General features: G+C 70.7%; 19 protein-coding genes. 8 read left to right on the plus strand and 11 right to left on the minus strand.

Going from position 1 to position 19,127, the window contains the following annotated elements; translation table 11 throughout:
* Positions 1 to 48: 48 nt before the first annotated feature.
* Genes EER30_RS29165 through EER30_RS29175 form a run of 3 tightly spaced genes read right to left on the minus strand, consistent with a single transcriptional unit; the run spans position 49 to position 2,464 of the window.
* On the minus strand, positions 49 to 780 hold the full coding sequence (locus EER30_RS29165) for an ABC transporter ATP-binding protein (protein WP_127503841.1): 732 nt from the start codon (positions 778 to 780) through the stop codon (positions 49 to 51).
* Positions 777 to 1,511, minus strand: a complete 735-nt coding sequence (locus tag EER30_RS29170; protein ID WP_127503842.1) for an ABC transporter permease — start codon at positions 1,509 to 1,511, stop codon at positions 777 to 779. The genes EER30_RS29165 and EER30_RS29170 overlap by 4 nt, the downstream gene beginning before the upstream one ends.
* Complete coding sequence (locus tag EER30_RS29175) at positions 1,508 to 2,464, minus strand: ABC transporter substrate-binding protein (RefSeq protein WP_127503843.1); 957 nt, start codon at positions 2,462 to 2,464, stop codon at positions 1,508 to 1,510. Before EER30_RS29175 ends, EER30_RS29170 begins: the two co-directional genes overlap by 4 nt.
* Positions 2,465 to 2,743: 279 nt before the next feature.
* Between EER30_RS29175 and EER30_RS29180 the strand changes: the two genes are divergently transcribed.
* Both EER30_RS29180 and EER30_RS29185 read left to right on the plus strand, forming a co-directional pair.
* Positions 2,744 to 3,364, plus strand: coding sequence for a LysE family translocator (locus tag EER30_RS29180; protein WP_127503844.1), 621 nt, complete (start codon positions 2,744 to 2,746; stop codon positions 3,362 to 3,364).
* Between the two features lie 40 nt (positions 3,365 to 3,404).
* Entirely contained in the window at positions 3,405 to 4,307 is a 903-nt protein-coding gene (locus EER30_RS29185) for a DUF6282 family protein (RefSeq protein ID WP_127503845.1), read from the plus strand.
* Positions 4,308 to 4,519: 212 nt separating this feature from the next.
* Here the strand turns inward: EER30_RS29185 and EER30_RS29190 are convergent, their stop codons facing one another.
* Positions 4,520 to 4,888: a DUF2218 domain-containing protein gene (locus tag EER30_RS29190; RefSeq protein ID WP_127503846.1), complete on the minus strand. Its 369-nt coding sequence runs from the start codon at positions 4,886 to 4,888 to the stop codon at positions 4,520 to 4,522.
* Positions 4,889 to 4,895: 7 nt separating this feature from the next.
* Positions 4,896 to 5,645 (minus strand): SDR family oxidoreductase, encoded by a 750-nt coding sequence (locus EER30_RS29195; RefSeq protein WP_127503847.1) that lies wholly within the window; start codon positions 5,643 to 5,645, stop codon positions 4,896 to 4,898.
* Between the two features lie 95 nt (positions 5,646 to 5,740).
* On the opposite strand from EER30_RS29195, the gene EER30_RS29200 reads away from it, so the two are divergent.
* The 4 genes from EER30_RS29200 to EER30_RS29215 all read left to right on the plus strand — a co-directional run bounded on the left by EER30_RS29200 (position 5,741) and on the right by EER30_RS29215 (position 10,116).
* Positions 5,741 to 6,304, plus strand: coding sequence for a TetR/AcrR family transcriptional regulator (locus tag EER30_RS29200; protein WP_127503848.1), 564 nt, complete (start codon positions 5,741 to 5,743; stop codon positions 6,302 to 6,304).
* Between the two features lie 112 nt (positions 6,305 to 6,416).
* Positions 6,417 to 6,923, plus strand: a complete 507-nt coding sequence (locus EER30_RS29205) for a (2Fe-2S)-binding protein (RefSeq protein ID WP_127503849.1) — start codon at positions 6,417 to 6,419, stop codon at positions 6,921 to 6,923.
* Positions 6,923 to 7,915 (plus strand): FAD binding domain-containing protein, encoded by a 993-nt coding sequence (locus EER30_RS29210; RefSeq protein WP_127503850.1) that lies wholly within the window; start codon positions 6,923 to 6,925, stop codon positions 7,913 to 7,915. The genes EER30_RS29205 and EER30_RS29210 overlap by 1 nt, the downstream gene beginning before the upstream one ends.
* Complete coding sequence (locus EER30_RS29215) at positions 7,912 to 10,116, plus strand: xanthine dehydrogenase family protein molybdopterin-binding subunit (protein ID WP_127503851.1); 2,205 nt, start codon at positions 7,912 to 7,914, stop codon at positions 10,114 to 10,116. The genes EER30_RS29210 and EER30_RS29215 overlap by 4 nt, the downstream gene beginning before the upstream one ends.
* Here EER30_RS29215 and EER30_RS29220 read toward each other — a convergent pair.
* Positions 10,109 to 11,017: a LysR family transcriptional regulator gene (locus EER30_RS29220; RefSeq protein WP_127503852.1), complete on the minus strand. Its 909-nt coding sequence runs from the start codon at positions 11,015 to 11,017 to the stop codon at positions 10,109 to 10,111. The two genes, EER30_RS29215 and EER30_RS29220, sit on opposite strands and share 8 nt — an antisense overlap.
* 100 nt (positions 11,018 to 11,117) lie before the next feature.
* Here EER30_RS29220 and EER30_RS29225 point away from each other — a divergent pair, with 100 nt between their 5' ends.
* Complete coding sequence (locus EER30_RS29225; RefSeq protein WP_127503853.1) at positions 11,118 to 11,753, plus strand: dihydrofolate reductase family protein; 636 nt, start codon at positions 11,118 to 11,120, stop codon at positions 11,751 to 11,753.
* Here EER30_RS29225 and EER30_RS29230 read toward each other — a convergent pair.
* From EER30_RS29230 to EER30_RS29240, 3 genes are all read right to left on the minus strand, one after another.
* Complete coding sequence (locus EER30_RS29230; protein ID WP_127503854.1) at positions 11,740 to 13,206, minus strand: GGDEF domain-containing protein; 1,467 nt, start codon at positions 13,204 to 13,206, stop codon at positions 11,740 to 11,742. The two genes, EER30_RS29225 and EER30_RS29230, sit on opposite strands and share 14 nt — an antisense overlap.
* A 94-nt stretch (positions 13,207 to 13,300) precedes the next feature.
* Positions 13,301 to 14,200, minus strand: coding sequence for an N-acetylmuramic acid 6-phosphate etherase (murQ, locus tag EER30_RS29235; RefSeq protein ID WP_255436966.1), 900 nt, complete (start codon positions 14,198 to 14,200; stop codon positions 13,301 to 13,303).
* Positions 14,197 to 15,096 carry a MurR/RpiR family transcriptional regulator gene (locus tag EER30_RS29240; RefSeq protein ID WP_127503855.1) on the minus strand — a complete coding sequence of 300 codons (900 nt, stop codon included), beginning with the start codon at positions 15,094 to 15,096 and terminating at the stop codon, positions 14,197 to 14,199. Before EER30_RS29240 ends, murQ begins: the two co-directional genes overlap by 4 nt.
* 41 nt (positions 15,097 to 15,137) lie before the next feature.
* Here EER30_RS29240 and EER30_RS29245 point away from each other — a divergent pair, with 41 nt between their 5' ends.
* Positions 15,138 to 16,121 (plus strand): N-acetylglucosamine kinase, encoded by a 984-nt coding sequence (locus EER30_RS29245; protein WP_205650471.1) that lies wholly within the window; start codon positions 15,138 to 15,140, stop codon positions 16,119 to 16,121.
* Here the strand turns inward: EER30_RS29245 and EER30_RS29250 are convergent.
* On the minus strand, positions 16,100 to 17,359 hold the full coding sequence (locus tag EER30_RS29250) for an exo-beta-N-acetylmuramidase NamZ family protein (RefSeq protein ID WP_127503856.1): 1,260 nt from the start codon (positions 17,357 to 17,359) through the stop codon (positions 16,100 to 16,102). The two genes, EER30_RS29245 and EER30_RS29250, sit on opposite strands and share 22 nt — an antisense overlap.
* The gene (locus EER30_RS29255; protein ID WP_127503857.1) at positions 17,356 to 19,098 is read right to left on the minus strand and encodes a glycoside hydrolase family 3 protein; all 1,743 of its coding nucleotides are present in this window, start codon (positions 19,096 to 19,098) and stop codon (positions 17,356 to 17,358) included. Before EER30_RS29255 ends, EER30_RS29250 begins: the two co-directional genes overlap by 4 nt.
* Positions 19,099 to 19,127 lie beyond the last annotated feature (29 nt).

A 19,127-nucleotide genomic window follows, 5' to 3' on the forward strand; every position in this document is an offset into this window, starting at 1 on the left:
CGCCGGCCGCGAACATCCGCCCGATCGGCCGGCACGAGCTGCTGGGAATCAGTGAAGCAGGTCGTGGAGGCGGGCCGCGGTGGCGGCTACCTCGTCGAGGTGGGCGTTGTGGCCGAAGGAGCGCGGCCGGGGAATGTCGATGGGAACGAGCGAGCGGATCCGGCCGGGGCGGTCGGTGAGGACCACTACGCGGTCGGCGAGAAGGACTGCCTCCTGGATCGAGTGGGTCACGAAGACGATCGTCGTACCCAGGTCGAGGTGGATCCGCTGGAGTTCTACGGCCAGTTCCTCGCGGGTCAGGGCGTCCAGGGCCGAGAACGGCTCGTCCATCAGCAGGACCTTCGGCCGCGGCAGCAGGGCCCGGCACAGGGCGACCCGTTGCTGCATCCCGCCTGACAGCTCGTGCGGCCGCTTCTTGCGGAAGGCGGTCAGCCCTGTCATCTCGAGCAGTTCGAGAGCCCGGGGCCCGGCGCCGCGCAGGCCCATGATCTCGGCCGGCAGCAGCACGTTGGCTTCCACCGACCGCCAGGGCAGCAACGCGGGCTGTTGGAACACCATGGCCACGTCGCGGCGCGGTTCGCTGACCACCACGCCGTCGAGCGTGATCGTGCCTCGGGTCGGTGGCAGCAGGCCGGCGATGAGGTTCAGCAGGGTCGACTTGCCGCAGCCCGAACGGCCGATCAGCGTGACGAACTCGCCGTCCTCGATCTGCAGGTCGATGTCGGTCAGGGCCTCGACCGGGCCGGGAAACGTCTTCGCGAGCGACGAAACCGTGATCACGCCCACGGCACCACCAGACGCTCGACCGCAGCGACCAGGTAGAACAGCGCCACTCCGGCCAGCGCCAGCAGCACCAGCGCCGCGAACGCCAGCGGGGTGTCACTCGAGGCGCTCGACCCGGTGATCACCGAGCCGAGACCTCGGTCGGGGCTGACCACCTCGCCGATCACGGCGCCGATGATGGCCAGTGGTGTTGCCACCTTCAGGCCGACGAAGATCTGCGGTAGCGCCCACGGCAGCCGCACCTTCACGAACGTCTGCCACCACGTCGCCTTCATCGACCGGACCAGTTTGCGCAGGTCGGCGGGCGCCGACGTCAGCCCGGCCATCGTCGCGACCACGACCGGGAAGAAGCTGACCAGCACCACCAGCACGATTTTGGGGCTGTCCCCGAAGCCCATCCACACCAGCAGCAGCGGGGCCAGCGCGACCTTCGGCACGGCGTTGACCGCGGCCAGCACCGGCATGGTCATCCGTTCGACCGTGCGGGACGCGGCCAGCACGACCGCGACCACCAGACCCCCGGTCACGGCGAGGGCGAACCCGATCAGCACCCGCTGCAGGGTCACCCAGGTCTCGGCGAGCAGGAAACCCGGCGTACGCCAGAAGGTCTGGACGACGTCGGCCGGGGACGGAACGTAGAACGGGTCGATGTGGAAAGCGACCGTGAGCAGCCACCACAGCGCGACCGTCAGCGCCGCCCCGAGCGCGGGCAGCGCCACCCGGCTCACTTGACGAAACTCCCGTCGACGACCTTCGCCGGTGTCAGGCCCACGGGCATCAGGCCGGCGTTCACGAGCTCGTCGATGCCGGCCTTCACCCGTGCCTCGTCGAAATGCCCGGGTGACCCACCGACGTACGGCTTCATGGCCTCGATCTCGCCCACGGCGGCCGGCACCGCGGCGGTCGGCTCGGCGCGGTTGAGGATCTCGGCGGCCTCCTGCGGATGCTCGATCGTGTATCGCAGACCCTTCAAAGCGGCCGTCGTGAACCGCTCGACCAGGTCGCGGTCGCTGGAGATCAGGTCGGCGCGGGCGATGATGGCGTTGCCGAACAGGTCCTTGAGATAGTCGCTGTAGGGCAGCACGACGACCTGCTTCTTCGACGCGGTCTCCAGAGCTTTGCGGCTGAGCAGGAACGTGCTGAGCGCGTCGACCCGCCCCTGGGCCATCAACCCGGTCAGCGCGGTCGCCTGCACCCCTTGCAGTTTCACGGTCGCCGGGTCAAGACCGGCAAGCTTCGCGTACGCCGGGAAGAGCAGCTCGCTGACCGAACCGGCACCCGTGGCGACAGTCTTTCCGCGCAGGTCGACGGGTTTGGTGATGCCGGTGCCGTCCGTCGTCATGATCGATACCAACGTCTGCTGGTGCACCGCGGCGACCGCCCGCCATTCGGTGAACTTGCCCGTGCCGGCCTGGATCACGGCTCCGGTGAAGTCGAGCGCCCCGAACTGCGCCTGGTTCGACTTGATCATCGTGAGGTTCTGGACGTTGCCGGCGCCCTTCTGAATCGTGACGTCGATGCCGGCCTCGTCGAAGTAGCCCTTCTCCTTCGCGACCCAGACGAAGGCGTCCCGCCCGACCGCCCCGAACGCCGTCACGTAGGTGACATTGTCGCGGCTCTCCGGCGTGCCGCCCCCAGCGCCGTCGTCTCCGCACCCGCCGATCGCCACGACCAGCATCATTGCCGCAAGCCACCGCGGTGACCCGCCCGAGCGCTTCCCCTGGACCATGCGCTTCCCCCGATTCCATCGAGACCGATCTATCGTACGACCGGGGGGCGGGACCTGGTCCGAAATGGACACGGAAAGAAGCCCGGAATTACCGAGCCGCAGCACCCACGACGGCCCGCAAGATTCGCGACGGGCCGCAGGACCCAGAACGGGCCGCAGGAGCCACGACGGGCCGCAGGACCCACATCGGGCCGCAGGACTCACAAACCGCGTCGGATAAAATGACGGGCGATGGCCGCAGGGGCGCAGGTGCTGATGTTCGCCGGGGTGGTGACACTCGGCGCGATGTCGCCCGGCCCCGACTTCGCCCTGGTCGTGCGGCACTCCGTCGTGTCGGGGCGGGCGCACGGCATGGCCGCCGCCGCCGGGATCGCGGCCGGGGTGTTCGCCTGGGCCGCGGCGGCCGCGTCCGGGATCGCCGCGCTGATCGCCTGGGCGCCGGGCGTGCTCACCGCGGTGAAGCTGCTCGGCGCGGCCTATCTGGTCTACCTCGGAGTGCAGGCGTGGCGCAGCACCGCGCAAGCGCAGCCGGATCCTGTGGGCCGCGCGACCGGGTTGCCGGCCGCCTTCCGCGACGGGCTGCTCACCAACGTCCTGAATCCCAAGGCGGCTGTCTTCTTCGTCGCCCTGCTGCCGCAGTTCCTGCCGGCCCGGCCCGGCGTGCTCGACACGATGGCGCTGTCCGGCATCGCGGTGGCCATCACCGTGGCGTGGTTCATCGCGGTGGCCGCGCTGTTCGCGTCCTTGCGGCGGCTGCTCACGCGGACCACCGTGCGGCGGCTGATCGACCGGGCGACGGGCACCGTTCTCATCGCCCTCGGCATCCGGCTCGCCGCCACCAGCGCACGCTGATCGACCGCCACTCCCATCGAGGTCGATCTATCGTACGGGGATGGAACCTTCGAAAGCGGCCCGCGATCTGGTCGCCGGCGCCTACGACACCCACGTGCACGTCGCCCCCGACGTGATGGAACGCCGCATCGACGACCTGGATCTGGCCCGCCGCTGTCTCGAGGTCGGGCTGGCCGGATTCGTTCTCAAGTCCCACTACGTGACCACCGCCGAGCGGGCCGCCGTCGTCCGCAAGGCCGTCCCCGGCGTCGACGCCCTCGGCGCGATCACGCTGAACGGCTCGATGGGCGGCATGAACCCGGCCGCCGTCGAGATCGCCGCCCGGCTCGGCGCCCGCGTCGTCTGGATGCCCACCGTCGACTCCCGCAATCAGCGCACGAGCACCGCCGCCGACCTGCCCGGCGCGAAACCGGCGATGTGGGGGGCGCTCCAGGCCGACCTGCACGCGCAGGGCATCGTTCCCGACGTGGTCGAGGTGCTCGACAAATCCGGCGCGGTTACGTCCAAACTCCGGCAGGTGCTGCGCGTCATCGCCCGGCACGACCTCGTGCTGGCGACCGGCCACCTGGCCTCGTACGAAATCGTCGCTGTGGTCGAGGCAGCGAAGACGGAGGGCGTACGCCGAATCGTCGTGACCCACCCCGAATTCACCTCGCAGCGCCTGTCCGTCGAGGACCAGCAACGGCTTGCGGCGCTCGGCGCCCTGCTGGAACGGTGCTTCACCACCCCGTACACGGGAAAGGTCTCCTGGGAGGACCTGTTCGCGAACATTCGCGCCGTCGGCCCGGCCCACTCGATTCTGTCGAGCGATCTTGGCCAGCCGTTCAACCCGCCGGTCGAGGACGGGCTCGCGCTCTTCGCCGACCGTCTGCTCGCGGCCGGCTTCACCGAGGACGAGATCCACACGATGGCCGTGGTCAACTCCCGCCAAGTGGCCGGATGACCGACTGTCACGACCATCGGACAACCGGGCACGAATGGGTGTGACCCCCGGAACCGAACGACTCCGACATGCCGGGCGGTGAGGGCGGCAGAGCTGACGGTCGGAGCGAGGCCGAGATGGACCGCGTCTAGGCCCTGATCCACCGCGTCGACCAGCCACCTGGTACGCCGCCATGCCGGTTGGCTGCCGCTGCCGATTCTGTCCCACCGGCTTCAGAAGACGTCGTTCCAGGGTCGTGTCAGCAGGACGACCAACGTGACCATGGCCAGCAGGCCGAGTACCGCCCGGAAGCGCGGGGCCGTGTCTTCGACCTGGCGCCAGGTGACTTCGGGGAGATCGCGAGCGCGCCGGAGTTTCCAGGCCAGGTGCCGCTGGGCGCGCCGCAACTCCTCCCGGTCGGGCGACTCGACGCACACGGTCAACGCGCCGGGGCCGGTCCGCAGCGTGCATTGAGCACCGTCGACGTCGAAGGTCGCGTGGGCGTCCGGGCGCAGACAGAGATGGCCGCCCAGGCTTTTACTGAGTTCGATCAGGTCCCGGCCCGGACGGTCGGTGCGGATCCGGGCCTCGGCGGTCGGCACGGCTGAGTCAGCGGGTCTGGGCGGCGAGCCAGTCGGCCAGGCGGATCCGGCCGGGGCGGAAGTCGCCGAGGGGGACGATGGTGCCGTCGGCCAGGGGCTGGCCGAAGTAGCGGGCGTCGGGGTCGGCCACTACCTGGCGCCGGTCGCCCCTGGCTGCCAAGGCCTGCCGGATCACGTCGTCGAAGCGGCGGCGTTCGGGGCCGGCCGTCTCGATCGGGCCGTTCACCGGCGCGGAGACCGCGGCTTCGGCGATCGCGCGGGCGACGTCGGCCGAGGCCATCGGCTGAAATGCCACGGGCGCGATGCGTACGGTGTCGCCGTCGGTCGCGGCGTCGGCGATGGCGCCCAGGAATTCGTAGAACTGGGTCGCCCGGACCACCGTCCAGGGCACGCCCGAGAGTGCGATGAGTTTCTCCTGCGCGACCTTGCCGGGCAGGTACGTGCTGTCGGGGCTGCGGTCGGCGCCGACGATCGAGAGTGCGACGTGGTGTCGTACGCCTGCAGTCTTCTCCTCGGCGAGCAGGTTGGCCGTCGACATCTGGAAGAACCGCATCACGTCGTTGAGGGCGAAGGACGGCGAGTTCGTCACGTCGACGACCACGTCGGCTCCGGCGACGGCGGCGGCCACACCTTGGCCGGTGACCGTGTTGACGCCCGTCTCGGGCGACTGGGCGATCGTCTCGTGCCCGGCCATCGTGAGCAGGCTGACCACCTGGGATCCGATCAGGCCGGTCCCGCCGAATACCACGATCCTCATGACTCCACCCCACAAAAGCAAGATACGGTTCGTTTCTTATAAGCCGACGGTACGGTGGGACCGTCAAGAAACGCAACGTTCCTTGGGGGCACGTGATGACCGCTACACGCAGGCATGGCGCGGAGCTTGTCGACGCCATCCACCAGGCGGTCCTGGCCGAGATGGCCGAGCACGGCTACGCCGGCACCACGTACGAAGGGGTAGCCGCGCGGGCGGGAACGAGCAAAACCGTCCTCTATCGGCGCTGGCCCCGCAAGGCCGAGATGGCGCTCGACGCGTTGATGGAGAGCAGCCCCGACCCGGTGATTCCGGCCGACACGGGCAGCCTGTCCGGCGACCTGAAGGCCCTCCTGAGGGCGATGCACTCGACGATGGAGCGCGCCGGCCGTCAGACGATGCTCAGCCTGCTGGCCGAGCTCGACCGGCCGGCCGCCGAACTGCTGTTCATTCGCGGGAGCGCCTTCCTCGAACCGCTGCTGGCGCGGGCCCGCGGGCGGGGCGAGTTGGGGCCGGGAGCCGTGCCGCCCCGCATGGTCACGATGGCGCTCGATCTCGTACGCCATGAGGTCTTGATCGTCGGGTCTCTGACCGAGGACAGTATCGACATGATCGTCGACGAGATGACGATTCCCCTGCTCAGGGCCCGGTCGATGGCATGACCTGAGTCACAGACTGCATAACCGTACGAAGTGTGAACCTCGCCGTATGTCACAGCTCTCACTTCTTCGGAATCCTCGGACGGAACAGACGAGGAGTGGTGAGGAGCCTGCGATGGTGCGTGCTGCGACGAAGTTGGGAAGCGTGACCGAGGGGACGGTGATCCTGACCGTCAACGGGGTGCAGCGGGAGGTGTTCGTCGACAATCAGACGACGCTGCTCGACCTGCTCCGTGACCACCTTGACCTGACCGGCACGAAGAAGGGCTGCGATCAGGGTGCCTGCGGCGCGTGCACGGTGCACGTGGACGGGAAACGGATCGTGTCCTGTCTCGCGCTTGCCCGCCAGTACGACGGCCGCGATGTGACGACCATCGAGGGTGTCGCCGCCGAAGGCGAGCTGCACCCCGTGCAGGAGGCCTTTGTTCGGCACGACGGGTTGCAGTGCGGGTTCTGCACGCCGGGTCAGATCATGTCGGCGATCTCACTGCTGGAGGAGGGGCGGGCGTCGACCGACGAGGACATCCGGGAGTTCATGAGCGGCAACCTGTGCCGGTGCGGGACGTACCCGAACATCGTCGCGGCGATCCGGGAGTGTGCCGATCGTGACGGTGATCGGTGATGGCCGAGTTCGAGTATCTGCGCCCCGATGACGTCTCCGGGGCGGTCGCCACCGTCACGGCCGACCCGGACGCGGCGTTCCTGGCCGGCGGCACGACCCAGCTCGACCTGATGCTCAAGGACCGCATCATCGCGCCGACGACGCTGGTCGACATCACCCGGCTGCCGTTGCACGGGATCACCGGTGGTTCGGACCGGATCCGGGTGGGCGCTCTGACCACCATGGAGGAACTCGCGGCCGACGAGCGGGTGGTGCTGCACGCGCCGTTCATCCGGGAGGCATTGCTGCTGGGCGCGTCGACGCAGTTGCGGAACATGGCCACGATCGGCGGGAACATCCTGCAGCGCACCCGGTGCCGGTATTTCCGCGACCCGATGGTGGCGGCCTGCAACAAGCGTGAGCCGGGTTCGGGGTGTGCGGCGGTGACCGGGGCGGCTCGTATGCACGCGATCCTGGGGGCCGGGCCGAACTGCATCGCCCTGCACGCCTCGGACGTGTGTGTGCCGTTGATGGCCTTGGACACGGTGGTGCAGATCCAGGGCGCGGACGGTGAGCGGAGTGTGCCGCTGGCCGAGTTCTACACCCTGCCCGGCGATCGGCCCGACATCGAGAACGTGCTGCGCCACGGCGAGATCGTCACCGCGATCGACATCCCGCTGCTGCCGGCCGGCATGAACTCGGGTTACCTGAAGGTCAGAGACCGGGTCTCGTACGAATTCGCGCTGACCTCGGCTGCGGCGGCGGTCTGGGTCGTCGACGGCCGCATCGCCGACGTCCGCATCGCCCTCGGCGGCGTCGGCACGATCCCCTGGCGGGCCCCCGAAGCCGAACAGAGCCTGCGCGGACAGCGGGCCGGCACCCGGGCGTTCCGGGCGGCGGCCGAGGCCGCGATCCACGACACGTTCACCGTTCCCGGCACGCAGTTCAAGGTCGAGCTGGTGAAACGCACCCTCGTCCGGATCCTGCAGACCGTCTCGGGGGTGACGTCATGACCGCGACCATCAACGACCGTCTGCTCGGTCAGCCCTTCGACCGGCTCGACGGCGTGCTCAAGGCAACCGGCGCGGCGCCGTACCCGTCCGACGTCTCGATTCCCGGTCAGGCCCACGCCGTGCTGTTGCAGTCGCCGATCGGCGCCGGGCGCATCCGCGCGATCGACTCGACGGCGGCCGAGGCGGCACCCGGCGTGGTCGCGGTGATCACCCATCTGAACTCGCCCGCGCTGGGCGAGGCGCCGATGACCGGGCTGGGCGGTCCGCCGCGCAACCCGTTCACCGACGACCGGGTCCTGCACTACGGGCAGAACGTGGCGGTCGTGGTGGCCGAGCGGCGCGAGCAGGCGATGGCGGCCGCACTGCTGGTCGACGTCGACTACGAGGTGTCGGCCCCGATCCTCGACATGGACGACCCACGGGCCGCGGTCGAGAACAACGCCTGGGGTCTCGAGACGCACGACGGCGATGTCGAAGCGGCGCTGGCCGGCGCGCAGGTGACCTACGACGGCACGTTCCGCATCGCGCCCGAGACCAACAACCCGATCGGCCTGTTCACAACGGTGGCCGAGTGGGACGGCGACCGTTTGACAATCCATGACTCGACGCAGTGGCCGATGATGGTCCGGGCCTCGCTCGCCGCCGTTTTCGGGGTTCCCGAGGCGGGCGTACGGGTCCTCGTGCCCTACCTGGGCGGTGGCTTCGGCAACGGGCTGCGCACGTGGCCGCACACGATTCTGACCGCGCTCGCGGCCCGCATGCTCGGCCGGCCGGTCAAACTCACGCTCACCCGTCCGCAGATGTTCACGTCGCTCGGGCACCGCGCGCAGAGCCGGCAGCGGTTGCGCCTGGGGGTCGGCGGCGACGGGCGGATGCTCGCGATGGATCACGACGCGACGGCGAGCCTGGCCGCCGAGGAGACGAACTTCTCGGCCATCGTGATCGGCAGCCCCGAGGCGTACGCGACCCCGAACGTCGCGACCCACGACCGGCAGGTGCGGCTGAACATCCCGAACCCGAGCTTCATGCGCGCGCCGGGGCACGCCGAGGCGAATTTCGCGATCGAGTCGGCGCTGGACGAGCTGTCGTACCAGCTCGGGATCGACCCGGTCGAGCTGCGGCTGATCAACCACGCCGACGTACACCCGCGGTCCGGCCTGCCGTGGTCGAGCAACGCGCTGCGCGAGTGCCTGACCGTGGGAGCCGAACAGTTCGGCTGGAACGATCGCAATCCCGAGCCGCAGAGCATGCGCGACGGGAACAAGCTGATCGGGTACGGCATGGCGGGCGTGACGTTCGGGTGGTACGCGGCGCCGTGCACGGCGACGATCACGATGGACAGCGCGGGCTCGGTGATCGTGCGGGCGGCCGCGACCGACATCGGCACCGGAACTTACACGGTCGCCGCCCAGCTCACCGCCGACCTGCTCGGGCTGAGCATGGACGACGTCACCGTGAAGATCGGCGACAGCGACCTGCCACCGGCGCCGCAGTCGGGCGGGTCGGGGCTGGCCGTCGCGCTGGCCGCCGCCGTGCAGTCGGGGGCGGCGAAGCTGATCGAGGCCCTGATCGACGCCGTCGGCGACTCCTCGCCGCTGCGGGGCAAGACCGTGGACGAGGTCGTCGCGGAGAACGGCGGGCTACGCCTGCGGGACGACGCCGACGCCGGGGAGACGTTCCGGGAAATTCTGGGACGGCACGGCCTCGACCATCTCACCGCGGAGGGCACGAGCGACCTGGCCGCCGCCGCGAAGAACGCCAAGATGGCCACCGCGCCGGCCTTCGCGGCCCGCTTCGTCGAGATCACCATCGACGAGGACCTCGGGCTGCTGCGGGTCAAGCGCCTGCTTTCGGTGGTCGACGGCGGCCGCCTGCTCAACGCGAAGACGGCCCGTAGCCAGATCATCGGCGGGGCCGTCATGGGCATCGGCATGGCCATGTTCGAGGACACCATCTACGACCAGGACACGGGCCGCATCGCCAACGCGACCTTCGGCGACTACCTGGTCCCGGTCAACGCCGACGTCCCCGACCTCGACGTCGTCTTCGTCGGCGAGCCCGACAGGTTCAGCCCGACCGGCGTGAAGGGCCTCGGCGAGGTCGGCGTGGTCGGGGTGGCCGCGGCCATCGCCAACGCGGTCTATCACGCGACCGGCCGCCGGATGCGCTCCCTGCCCATCACCATCGACCAGCTCATGTGAGCGTCGGCTCTCCGGCCTCGTCCCACCCGGGGGCGAGGCCGGACGCCGTGCCCCGGAGGATCTCGATCAGCGCGGTGGTGGCGGGCGGATCGGGCGGCTCGCCGTAGGTGGCGACGTAGATCCGGCGCGGACTGTCGGGGAGCAGGGTGGCGTGCACGCCCGGGGTTCGGTGTGCCCGCAGGGCGAGCCCGTTGACGATCGCGACCCCCATGCCGGCGGCGACCAGCGCCTGAGTGATGACCGTGTCGTCGCACGAGTAGGCGACCCGGGGTGTGAACCCGGCGCGCTCGCAGGCGCTGATCGTGGCGGCGCGGCAGCGTTCACAGCCGCCGACCCAGGCCGAGTCGCGGTGGTCCTCCAGCCGCGGCCGGGGCTCGTGACCGATCAGATAGAGCGGGTCGTCCAGCAGGTGAGTCAGCCGGAAATCCTGGTCGCCGGCCGGCCGGTCGTCGTTGCGGAAGATCAGCGCGATGTCGACCTGTCCCGATCGGAGCATTGTCAGGCCGTCGTCGGGGTGGGCGTCGACCAGGTTCAGCTCGATGCCCGGATGCGCCCGGGACAGCTCCGACGCCGCCTTCGGCACCAGGGTGCTGAGGACGGTCTGGAAGCCGGCGAGCCGCACCCGCCCGGCACGCAGACCGACCTGGGCGGACAGCTCGGCCGACGCGGCGTTCACCCGCCCCAGGATCTCGGCCGCGCGCGCCGCCAGAAGCTGCCCCTCGGGGGTGAGCCGGATGCCGCGGCCCACCCGCTGGACGAGCCCGGCCCCGGTGGCCGCCTCGAGCCGGGCCAGGTGATGGCTGACCGACGACTGGGAGTAGTGCAGTTCTTTCGCGGCTTCGGTCACCGAGCCGTGCCGGGCGACCGCTTCGAGGACCGTGAGCTGAGTCAGGTTCAGCATGCATCGACTTTATCGATGATTCGCGGTCCGCTTTGACATTAGACGTCATGCCAGCCGGGCAGCATCATCGGGTGAGGACCGAATCGAAGGAGCACCGGCCATGTCCCTCGCCCGCGTTCACAACTTCGCGATCTCGCTCGACGGCTTCGGGACCGGGGAAGGGCAGAGCCGCGACGACCACTTCGGCCACGCCGGGGAACGCCTGCACGAATGGATGTTCGCCACGCGGTGGTGGCACGGCACCGAACCGGGCGGCAGCGGCGGCGTCGACGACGCGTTCACCCGCCAGTTCGAACCGGGCATCGGGGCCGAGATCATGGGGGCCGGCAAGTTCGGCCACCCCGGCTGGCACGAGGACCCGGACTGGACGGGCGCGTGGGGCCCGAACCCGCCGTTCCACACGCCGACGTTCATTCTCACCCATCACACGCGACCGTCGATCGAGATGGAGGGCGGCACGACCTACCACTTCCTCGACACCTCACCGGCCGAGGCACTGGCCACCGCGCGCAAGGCAGCCGACGGCCGGGACGTCCGGATCGGTGGTGGGCCCACCGTGATCCGCGACTTCCTGGCCGCCGGCCTCATCGACCACATGCACGTCGCCGTCGTCCCGATCCTGCTCGGCCGGGGCGTACGCCTCTGGGACAACCTCGAGGGCCTCGAGAAGGACTTCCGGATAGAGTCCGTCTCCTCCCCCAGCGGCGTCACGCACCTGACGTTCACCCGAGCGTGACGGGCACCGAGGCCTTGCGCGCGCGCTTCACCTCGTACATCTCCATGTCGGCCCGATGCAGGATCTGGTCGACGGTCATCTCGCCCGGCCCGCTGACGGCCACGCCGACGCTGCTGTCGATCCGGACCGGGGTGTCCCCGATCAGGACGGGCGATTCCAGCTCCTTGTGCAGGCGCCGGACAACGGCCTCGGCGTTGTCCCGCTCCCCCACATCGGCCAGCACGACGGCGAACTCGTCCCCGCCCAGCCGGGCCACCACGTCGCGGCCGAGCACCGAACGCCGCAGCGCTGTGCCGAACGCCACCAGCAGCCGGTCGCCCGCCTCGTGCCCGAGAGCGTCGTTGACCGCCTTGAACCCGTCCAGGTCACCCAGGAGCACCGCGGTCGACTTCCCCGAACGGGCGCCGCGTTCGAGGGCCAGGTGCAGCGCCTCGTTCAGCCCGGTGCGGTTGGTCAGGCCGGTCAGCCCGTCGGTCACGGCCATCCGCAGGTTCTCGCGCTGGGCCAGCGCCTGACGGGCCACCACGCAGCCGGTCAGGACGGCCGTACACAGGATCAGGCCCAGCCAGGGCAGCCGGAACCCCTCCTGCGCGGCCACGTAGATCAGCACCCCGAACACCGCCACGATCGCCGCGTACGGCATCTTGCTCACGGGGGCGACCGGACGGGCGCGCGCGCCGAGGTCCTCGCCGGCGTGAGCCACCCGCACCTGCTCGAAGGTCGCCGCGCACAGCAGGAAATGCGCGACGGGCAGGAACAGGAACTCCCACCCGATCGAGCCGAAGTGCGCCGCGGAGAGGTCGTTCCTGGTCAGCAGGGTCTCCCCGACGACCCAGCAGAGGGCGGCGAGCATCAGCAGCCGGGCGGTGTGCCGGACCGAGGAGTTGACGCCGCGCATGAGCACCAGCGACATGACGAAGATCAGACCGACGTCGAGCAGCGGGTGCAGGGCGGCCGAGGCAACGAACTCCGCGGTGCTGCGGTGGTTCGCGATCATCGGGTTGATCACGAGGTGCCAGAGGAAGAGGCCGGCCGCGGCGGCCACGGTTCCGGCGTCCAGCAGCAGGCGTAGCCCGTGCCCGGGGGCCAGCGGTCGCATCGGCAGCCGGGTCAGGCCGATCAGCAGCAGGAGGGTCGCCAGGAGCTTGGTGCCGACGGCCGCCACCGGATAGCCGTCGGACGGAAGGTTGTAGAGCACGATCGCGACGGACAGTACGGTGAAGCTGGCGGCCATCCACCGCCAGGCCGACCGGGTACGGGGATCGAGCCGGGGATGGGTGGCGGCCCGCCAGGCCAGCCCGGTGGCGACCAGAGCGAAGAACCCGATCATCGGCCCGAGGACGAGGGCGGCGCGGTTGAGGTTCTGGTCGATGCCGATGATGATGCCGGCCGCCATGCCCGTGCCGAAGACGGCCAGCCCGGCGGCCGCCGTCCACCTCCAACGCCCCCGCATCGGTACCCCTCTCGACCGGGGACGTACGCGCACCGGCTTTCCTTGCCATCGGCCGGGAACGGCGGAATCTGAGATCCTGCGGCCTTGAAACGAATCAAGTCGGCGTGGCGAGCCGATGCAGGGCCCGGTGGAGGTGGCCGCCCGTCTCGGCCAGGGCCCGCGCGGCGTCGTCGGTAGTGGTGCCGGCGATCAGGGTCACCAGGGCGACCTTCGCGTCGCCGCCGGCGTCGGCCAGGGCCTGGCGGCAGCTCTCCAGGTCGGCGCCGGTCGCCTCGGCCAGGATCCGCAGGCGGCGGTCGCGCAGCTTCGCGTTGGTGGCCAGCATGTCGGTCATCAGATTCGAGTACGTCCGGCCGAGTCGCACCATCGTCGCGGTGGAGAACGCGTTGAGCACCAGCTTCTGCGCCGTACCGGCCTTCATGCGGGTCGAGCCGGTCAGCACCTCGGGGCCGGTGTCGGGCGCGATGTGCACGTCGACGGCGTCGGCGATCGGTGACGCGGGGTTGGCCGAGATCAGCACCGTACGGGCTCCGCAGGCGCGGGCGGCGGCCAGAGCGGCCCGCACGTACGGCGTACGCCCGCTCGCCGTCAGCCCGACGACGAGGTCTCCTCGCGCAACCTGGCCGCCGATCGCCGCGCCGGCCACCTCGTCGTCCTCGGCGTTCTCGGCCGGGCGGGTCAGGGCGGCCGGACCGCCCGCGATGTGGGCCATCACCCGGTCCGGCTCGAGCCCGAACGTCGGGATCAGCTCGGCCGCGTCGAGCACCGCGAGCCGCCCCGAGGTGCCCGCCCCCACGTAGTGCACCCGATGCCCACCGGCCAGCGCCGTCACCGCCAGCTCGACCGCCGCGGCCAGTTCGGGCAAAACCTCGGCCACCACCACCGGCACCGCACGGTCCTCGGAGTTGATCAGCTGCAGCAGGTCGACGGTGGACATCCGGTCGATCGTCACGCTGTTCGGGTTGCGTTGCTCGGTGCGAGCCAGCGGCGTCACCCTCGCACCCGCCGTCCACGCACCGCCGCGTACGTGGCGTCGAGCGCCCCGCGGGTCTCCTGATAGGTACGTTGCGCGACCCCGACGAACAAGCAGTCGATGACCGTGAGCTGCGCCAACCGGCTCGCCATCGCCCCCGACCGGAACGTCGTCTCCCGCGCCGCCGTGGTCAGCACCAGATCGGCGACCCGGGTGATCGGTGACTTCGGAAAATTCGTCAGAGCCACCGTACGGGCCCCGTGCCGCCCCGCCTCGGCGAAAGCGTCGATGGTGTCGGTCGTCGTGCCCGTGTGCGAGATGCCGAAGGCGACATCGCGCTCGTCGAGCAGTGCCGCGCTGGTCAGGGCCACGTGGGTGTCGCTCCAGGCGTACGCGATGCGGCCTATGCGGTGCAGCTTCTGCTGGAAGTCGCCGGCCACGAACGCGCTCGCCCCGACGCCGTAGATGTCCACCCGACGCGCGCCGACCACCAGGTCGACCACCTGTTCCAGCACCGCGATGTCGATCTGGGACGCGGTCTCCTCGACGGCCCGGGCGTCCGCGAACGCGATCTTCTTGACCACCTGGGCCAGGTCGTCGGTCTCGCTGATGTCGCTGCCCACCGGGTCGTCGGCGGAGGCGGCCTCGACCGCGCGTCCGGCCTCGGCGGCCAGCGTCAGCCGCAGCTCGGAATAGCCGGCGAAGCTCATCGCCCGGCAGAACCGGATGACCGTGCTCTCGCTGGAGCCGGCCCGCGCGGCCAGGTCGCTGATCGTCAGGCTGGCGGCGGTGGCGGCCTCCTCGATGATCACCCGGGCGACCCGCTGCTCGGCCGGGGACAGCGACGGCAGCAGCCCGCGAGCGCGAACCGTGACCGACGTATCCGAGCGCCGCGGCGAGGATTTGCGGCCTGTCATGAACACGTTTTCCTTTGCTCCGCGTGGGCTATGTTCACCGGATGACCAGCGCGACGATGGTGATCGGGGTCGATGCGGGGGCCACCACCACCCGGTGCGTGGTCGCGACCCTCGACGGCGAGGTGGTGGGCCGGGGCGAGGCCGGCGGCGCGAACCGCAACAGCAGCGGCGGTGAGGTCAGCGCGACCCTGGGCGTGGCCCTCGACGCGGCGCTGGGCCCGATCGATCGAGCCGGGGTGCGGCTGGGCGTTCTCGGCGCGGCCGGGTCTTCCGGCGCCGGCCGAGAGGCTTTCCGTACGGCGGCCACGCGCGCCTGGCACAAGGCGGGGCTGACCGGCGAGGTGGTCACCGCGACCGACCTCGAGGTGGCCTTCGCGGCCGGCACCTGCGAACCCGACGGCGTGCTGCTGCTCTCGGGCACCGGGGCGTTGTCGGCGCGGTTCGAGGGCGGCGTGCTGCGGCAGCGCTGCGACGGATACGGCTGGCTGCTGGGCGACGAGGGTTCGGCGGTCTGGATCGGCGTGCGAGCGCTGCGCGCGGTTCTGGCCGCGCTGGACGGTCGCGGTGAACCGACGGTCCTGGCTGACGCCGCCCACGCCCATTTCGGAGTGTCGCCGGCCAGCCGCGAAGACATCGCGCAGGCTTTCGTCGCGGCCGGATTCGCCACCGCCCCCGCCGCCCTCGGCCGCCTGGCCCCGGCCGTGAGCATCGCCGCCGGAAACGGCGACCCGGTCGCCGCCCGCATCTGCGCCGACGCCGCATCCCGGCTGCTGCACACGTTCGACAGCGTCCAACCGCCGCCCGGCGCCACCGTTGTGCTGGCCGGCTCGGTGCTGCTCAGCCCCGGCCCGGTCGCCGAAGCGGTGCGCGCCGGTCTGCGCGAGCGCACCGCGGCTGAGCCCCGCCCGGCACGAGACGGCGCGGGCGGGGCCGCCGCGCTGGCCGTCGGGCGGCTCACCGGCGCCCCCGTGCCCCCGGTGGTGCACGCCCGGCTGACCAGCGCTCACGAGGCGGACCGGGGATAGAGCAGGTAGGGCCGCCGCTGCCGCTCGAACGCGGCCAGCTCGTCCTTCCACGCCCCGGTCACCTCGCCGGTCGTCGCGCCCGCGTCGATCATCGTGCGCAGCCGCGTCGACCCGGTGAGCAGGTCGATCCAGTAGCGGGTGCTGTCGAGCCGCCACGCGAACGCCGCTTCCTTGCGCGCCTCGACGAGCATTCCCACCGCCGTACGGATGGGGTCGAAGACGCCCTGGTCGACGACCTTGACCTCGACACCCGCGCACAGCGTGTTGGCGAATTTGTTGAACGTCGGGGTGAAGTAGGCCTCGCGGAACTCGACCCCCGGCAGGTTCAAAGCGGAGACCCGGTCACCCCAGTGGTAGTCGAACCCCGGCCCGCCGATCAGCTCGAACGGCCGTGTCGTGCCCCGCCCTTCGGACAGCGACGACACCCCCTCGAACATCCCCGTGCCGGGATAGACGACGGCGGTGTCCTGGGTGGGCATGTTGGGGCTGGGCAGCACCCACGGCAGGTCGGTGTCGCCCGCTCGCAGCCGCCCGTGCCAGCCAGTGCAGGTGATCACCTCGAGGTCGACCGCGCCCGACAGGAACTCGCCGTTGTAGAAGCGGGCCAGCTCCCCCACCGTCATCCCGTGCTGCTGCACGATTTTGAGCCGTCCCACCCCGGACGTGAAGCCGTCGGTCATCATCGGCCCGTACGCGCGACCGCCGATCGGGTTGGGCCGGTCGAGCACGACGTAGCGGAGCCCGAGCCGGGCGGCCGCCGCCATCGAGTCGTACAGCGTGTAGATGTAGGTGTAGAAACGGGCGCCGACGTCCTGGATGTCGAAGACGATCGTCCGGACGCCCGACGCCGTGAACATGGAAACCCATTTGTCCTGTGTGGCCAGGTAGGCGTCGTAGACGGTCAGCCCCGTGCGCGCGTCGATGCCGGTGCCCTCGCTGCCGCCGGCCTGGGCCGAGCCGCGGAAGCCGTGCTCGGGCCCGAAAACCCCGCCGATCGTCACCCCGTCCGCGTGCATCCGGTCGACGAGATGCCGGTATTCGCGGTCGACCCCGGTCGGGTTGGAGACGATCCCGATCCGCTGTCCCCGCACCGCCTGCCATCCGGTGGCGGCGAGCCGGTCCATTCCCGTTCGGATCGGCAGGCGCGGCAGCAGTCCGGGCTTCGCCTCAGCCGGTGCGGCGCCGAGCGACAGTCCGATTCCCGCCGCCCCCGCCGCGAGCAAGCCTCGCCTTTTCACCGCACCCTCCAGGTCAGCCCATGCCCGTACGCATAGAGCCCCGGGATCTCGACCGGGAGCTTGCCACGCGGCGGGGCCGTGCCGAGCAGAACGGCGCCCAACGACTCCATCGAGACCGCGGCGTAACTGTAGGTCGCGAGATAGGTCTTGACCTCGGGGAACGCCGTCAGGTCGTACGGGTCGCGAACGGCCACGACCACCACCGGCTTCCCGGTCGCGACCAGCGCCTTCACGAGCTTCTGCTGCCGCCCGCCCGGGTCTGCGGTCGTCGTGTCCCAGGCCCGGCTGGTGAGCACCACAGTGACATCGTGGTTCTGCGCCGCCGTGACCGCCTCGGCGATCTTCGCGTCGTTCGGCAGGTTCGTGACCAGTTGGGTGGCCCCACCGAGCGCCCCGGCCAGCGCCGCGACGTTCCCGGTGACGCTGGAGTTCCACCCGGTGACCAGCACCGACTTCCCCGGGGCCAGGGGCAGGACGTCGGCGTCGTTGCGCACCGCCGTGACGGTGCGATCGGTGACCGACCGCGCCACGCGCTGATGCGCGGCCGAGCCCACGGAACGTTCCGCCGCCGACGGGTCGACCGGCTTGACCGACAGCAGGCCCCGCTTCTGCTTCAGCGTGAGAATCCGGCGCACCGACTGGTCGATGCGGGCCTCGGTCAGCTCCCCCGAGGCAACAGCCCCGAGTACGGCGTCCGTCGCGAGCTGCAGGTTCGGCGGCATCAGCAGCATGTCGACGCCGGCCTTGAGCGCCAGCACCGGCACGCGCTCGTCGCCGTACTTCTGCCGTACGCCGGCCATTTCCAGCGAATCGCTGACGATGACGCCGCGGTAGCCGAGCTCGCCACGCAACAGCCCCGTGATGATCGGCTTGGAGAGGGTGGCCGGGTCCTCGGCCGGGTCGAGCGCGGGCACGACGATGTGCGCGCTCATGATGGCGTCAACCCCGGCGGCGATCGCGGCCCGGAACGGCGGGGCGTCGATGCGCCGCCACTCGTCGCGACTGTGGGTGATGACCGGCAGGCCCGTGTGACTGTCGGTGGCGGTGTCGCCGTGCCCCGGGAAGTGCTTGGCCGAGGCCGCCGTGTTCGCGCCGCGCTGGAGGCCGAGGATCTGGCTCGCGGTGAGCGTCGCCGCCAGCCCCGGGTCGCTGCTGAAACTGCGTACGCCGATGACGGGGTTGGCCGGGTTGACGTTGACGTCGGCCACCGGGGCCCAGGCCTGGTTGATGCCGACCGCGCGCAGCTCGGCGCCGGTGACCGCGCCGGTGCGATAGGCGTCGACGGGGTTGCGGCCCGCGCCGAGGGCCATGCCGCCGGGGAACTGGGTGGCCGGCGCGGGCATGCGCGAGACCACGCCGTGTTCCTGGTCGGTCGAGATGGCCAGCGGAACGCCGGTCGCGGCGGCCTGCAAACCGTTGCTCAGCGTGGCGATCTGGCGCGGGTTCTGCAGGCTGTTGGTCCAGGCGAAGTAGATGACGCCGCCGAGATGGTACTTCGCGACGACCTCGGCCGGGGTGGCCACGCCGTACAACCGCTGGTTGGTGGCCGCGTCCGCAGCCGACGGAGTGTTCGCGTCGTTGCCGTAGACGTAGGTCGTGAAGAGCTGGCCGACCTTCTGCGGCAGGGACATGCGGGCCAGGATCTCGTCGACCGGCGACCGCGCGGCCTGGGCCGGGGCTGCGGCCAGCGTGAGCCCCAGAGCGGAGAGTGCGATGAGAGCCACCGTACGGGTTCGCATGGTGCCCGAAGGTAGCCGCGCGCCGCGCC

The organism is Actinoplanes solisilvae, from assembly GCF_003999975.1.
Lineage (GTDB): Bacteria > Actinomycetota > Actinomycetes > Mycobacteriales > Micromonosporaceae > Actinoplanes > Actinoplanes solisilvae.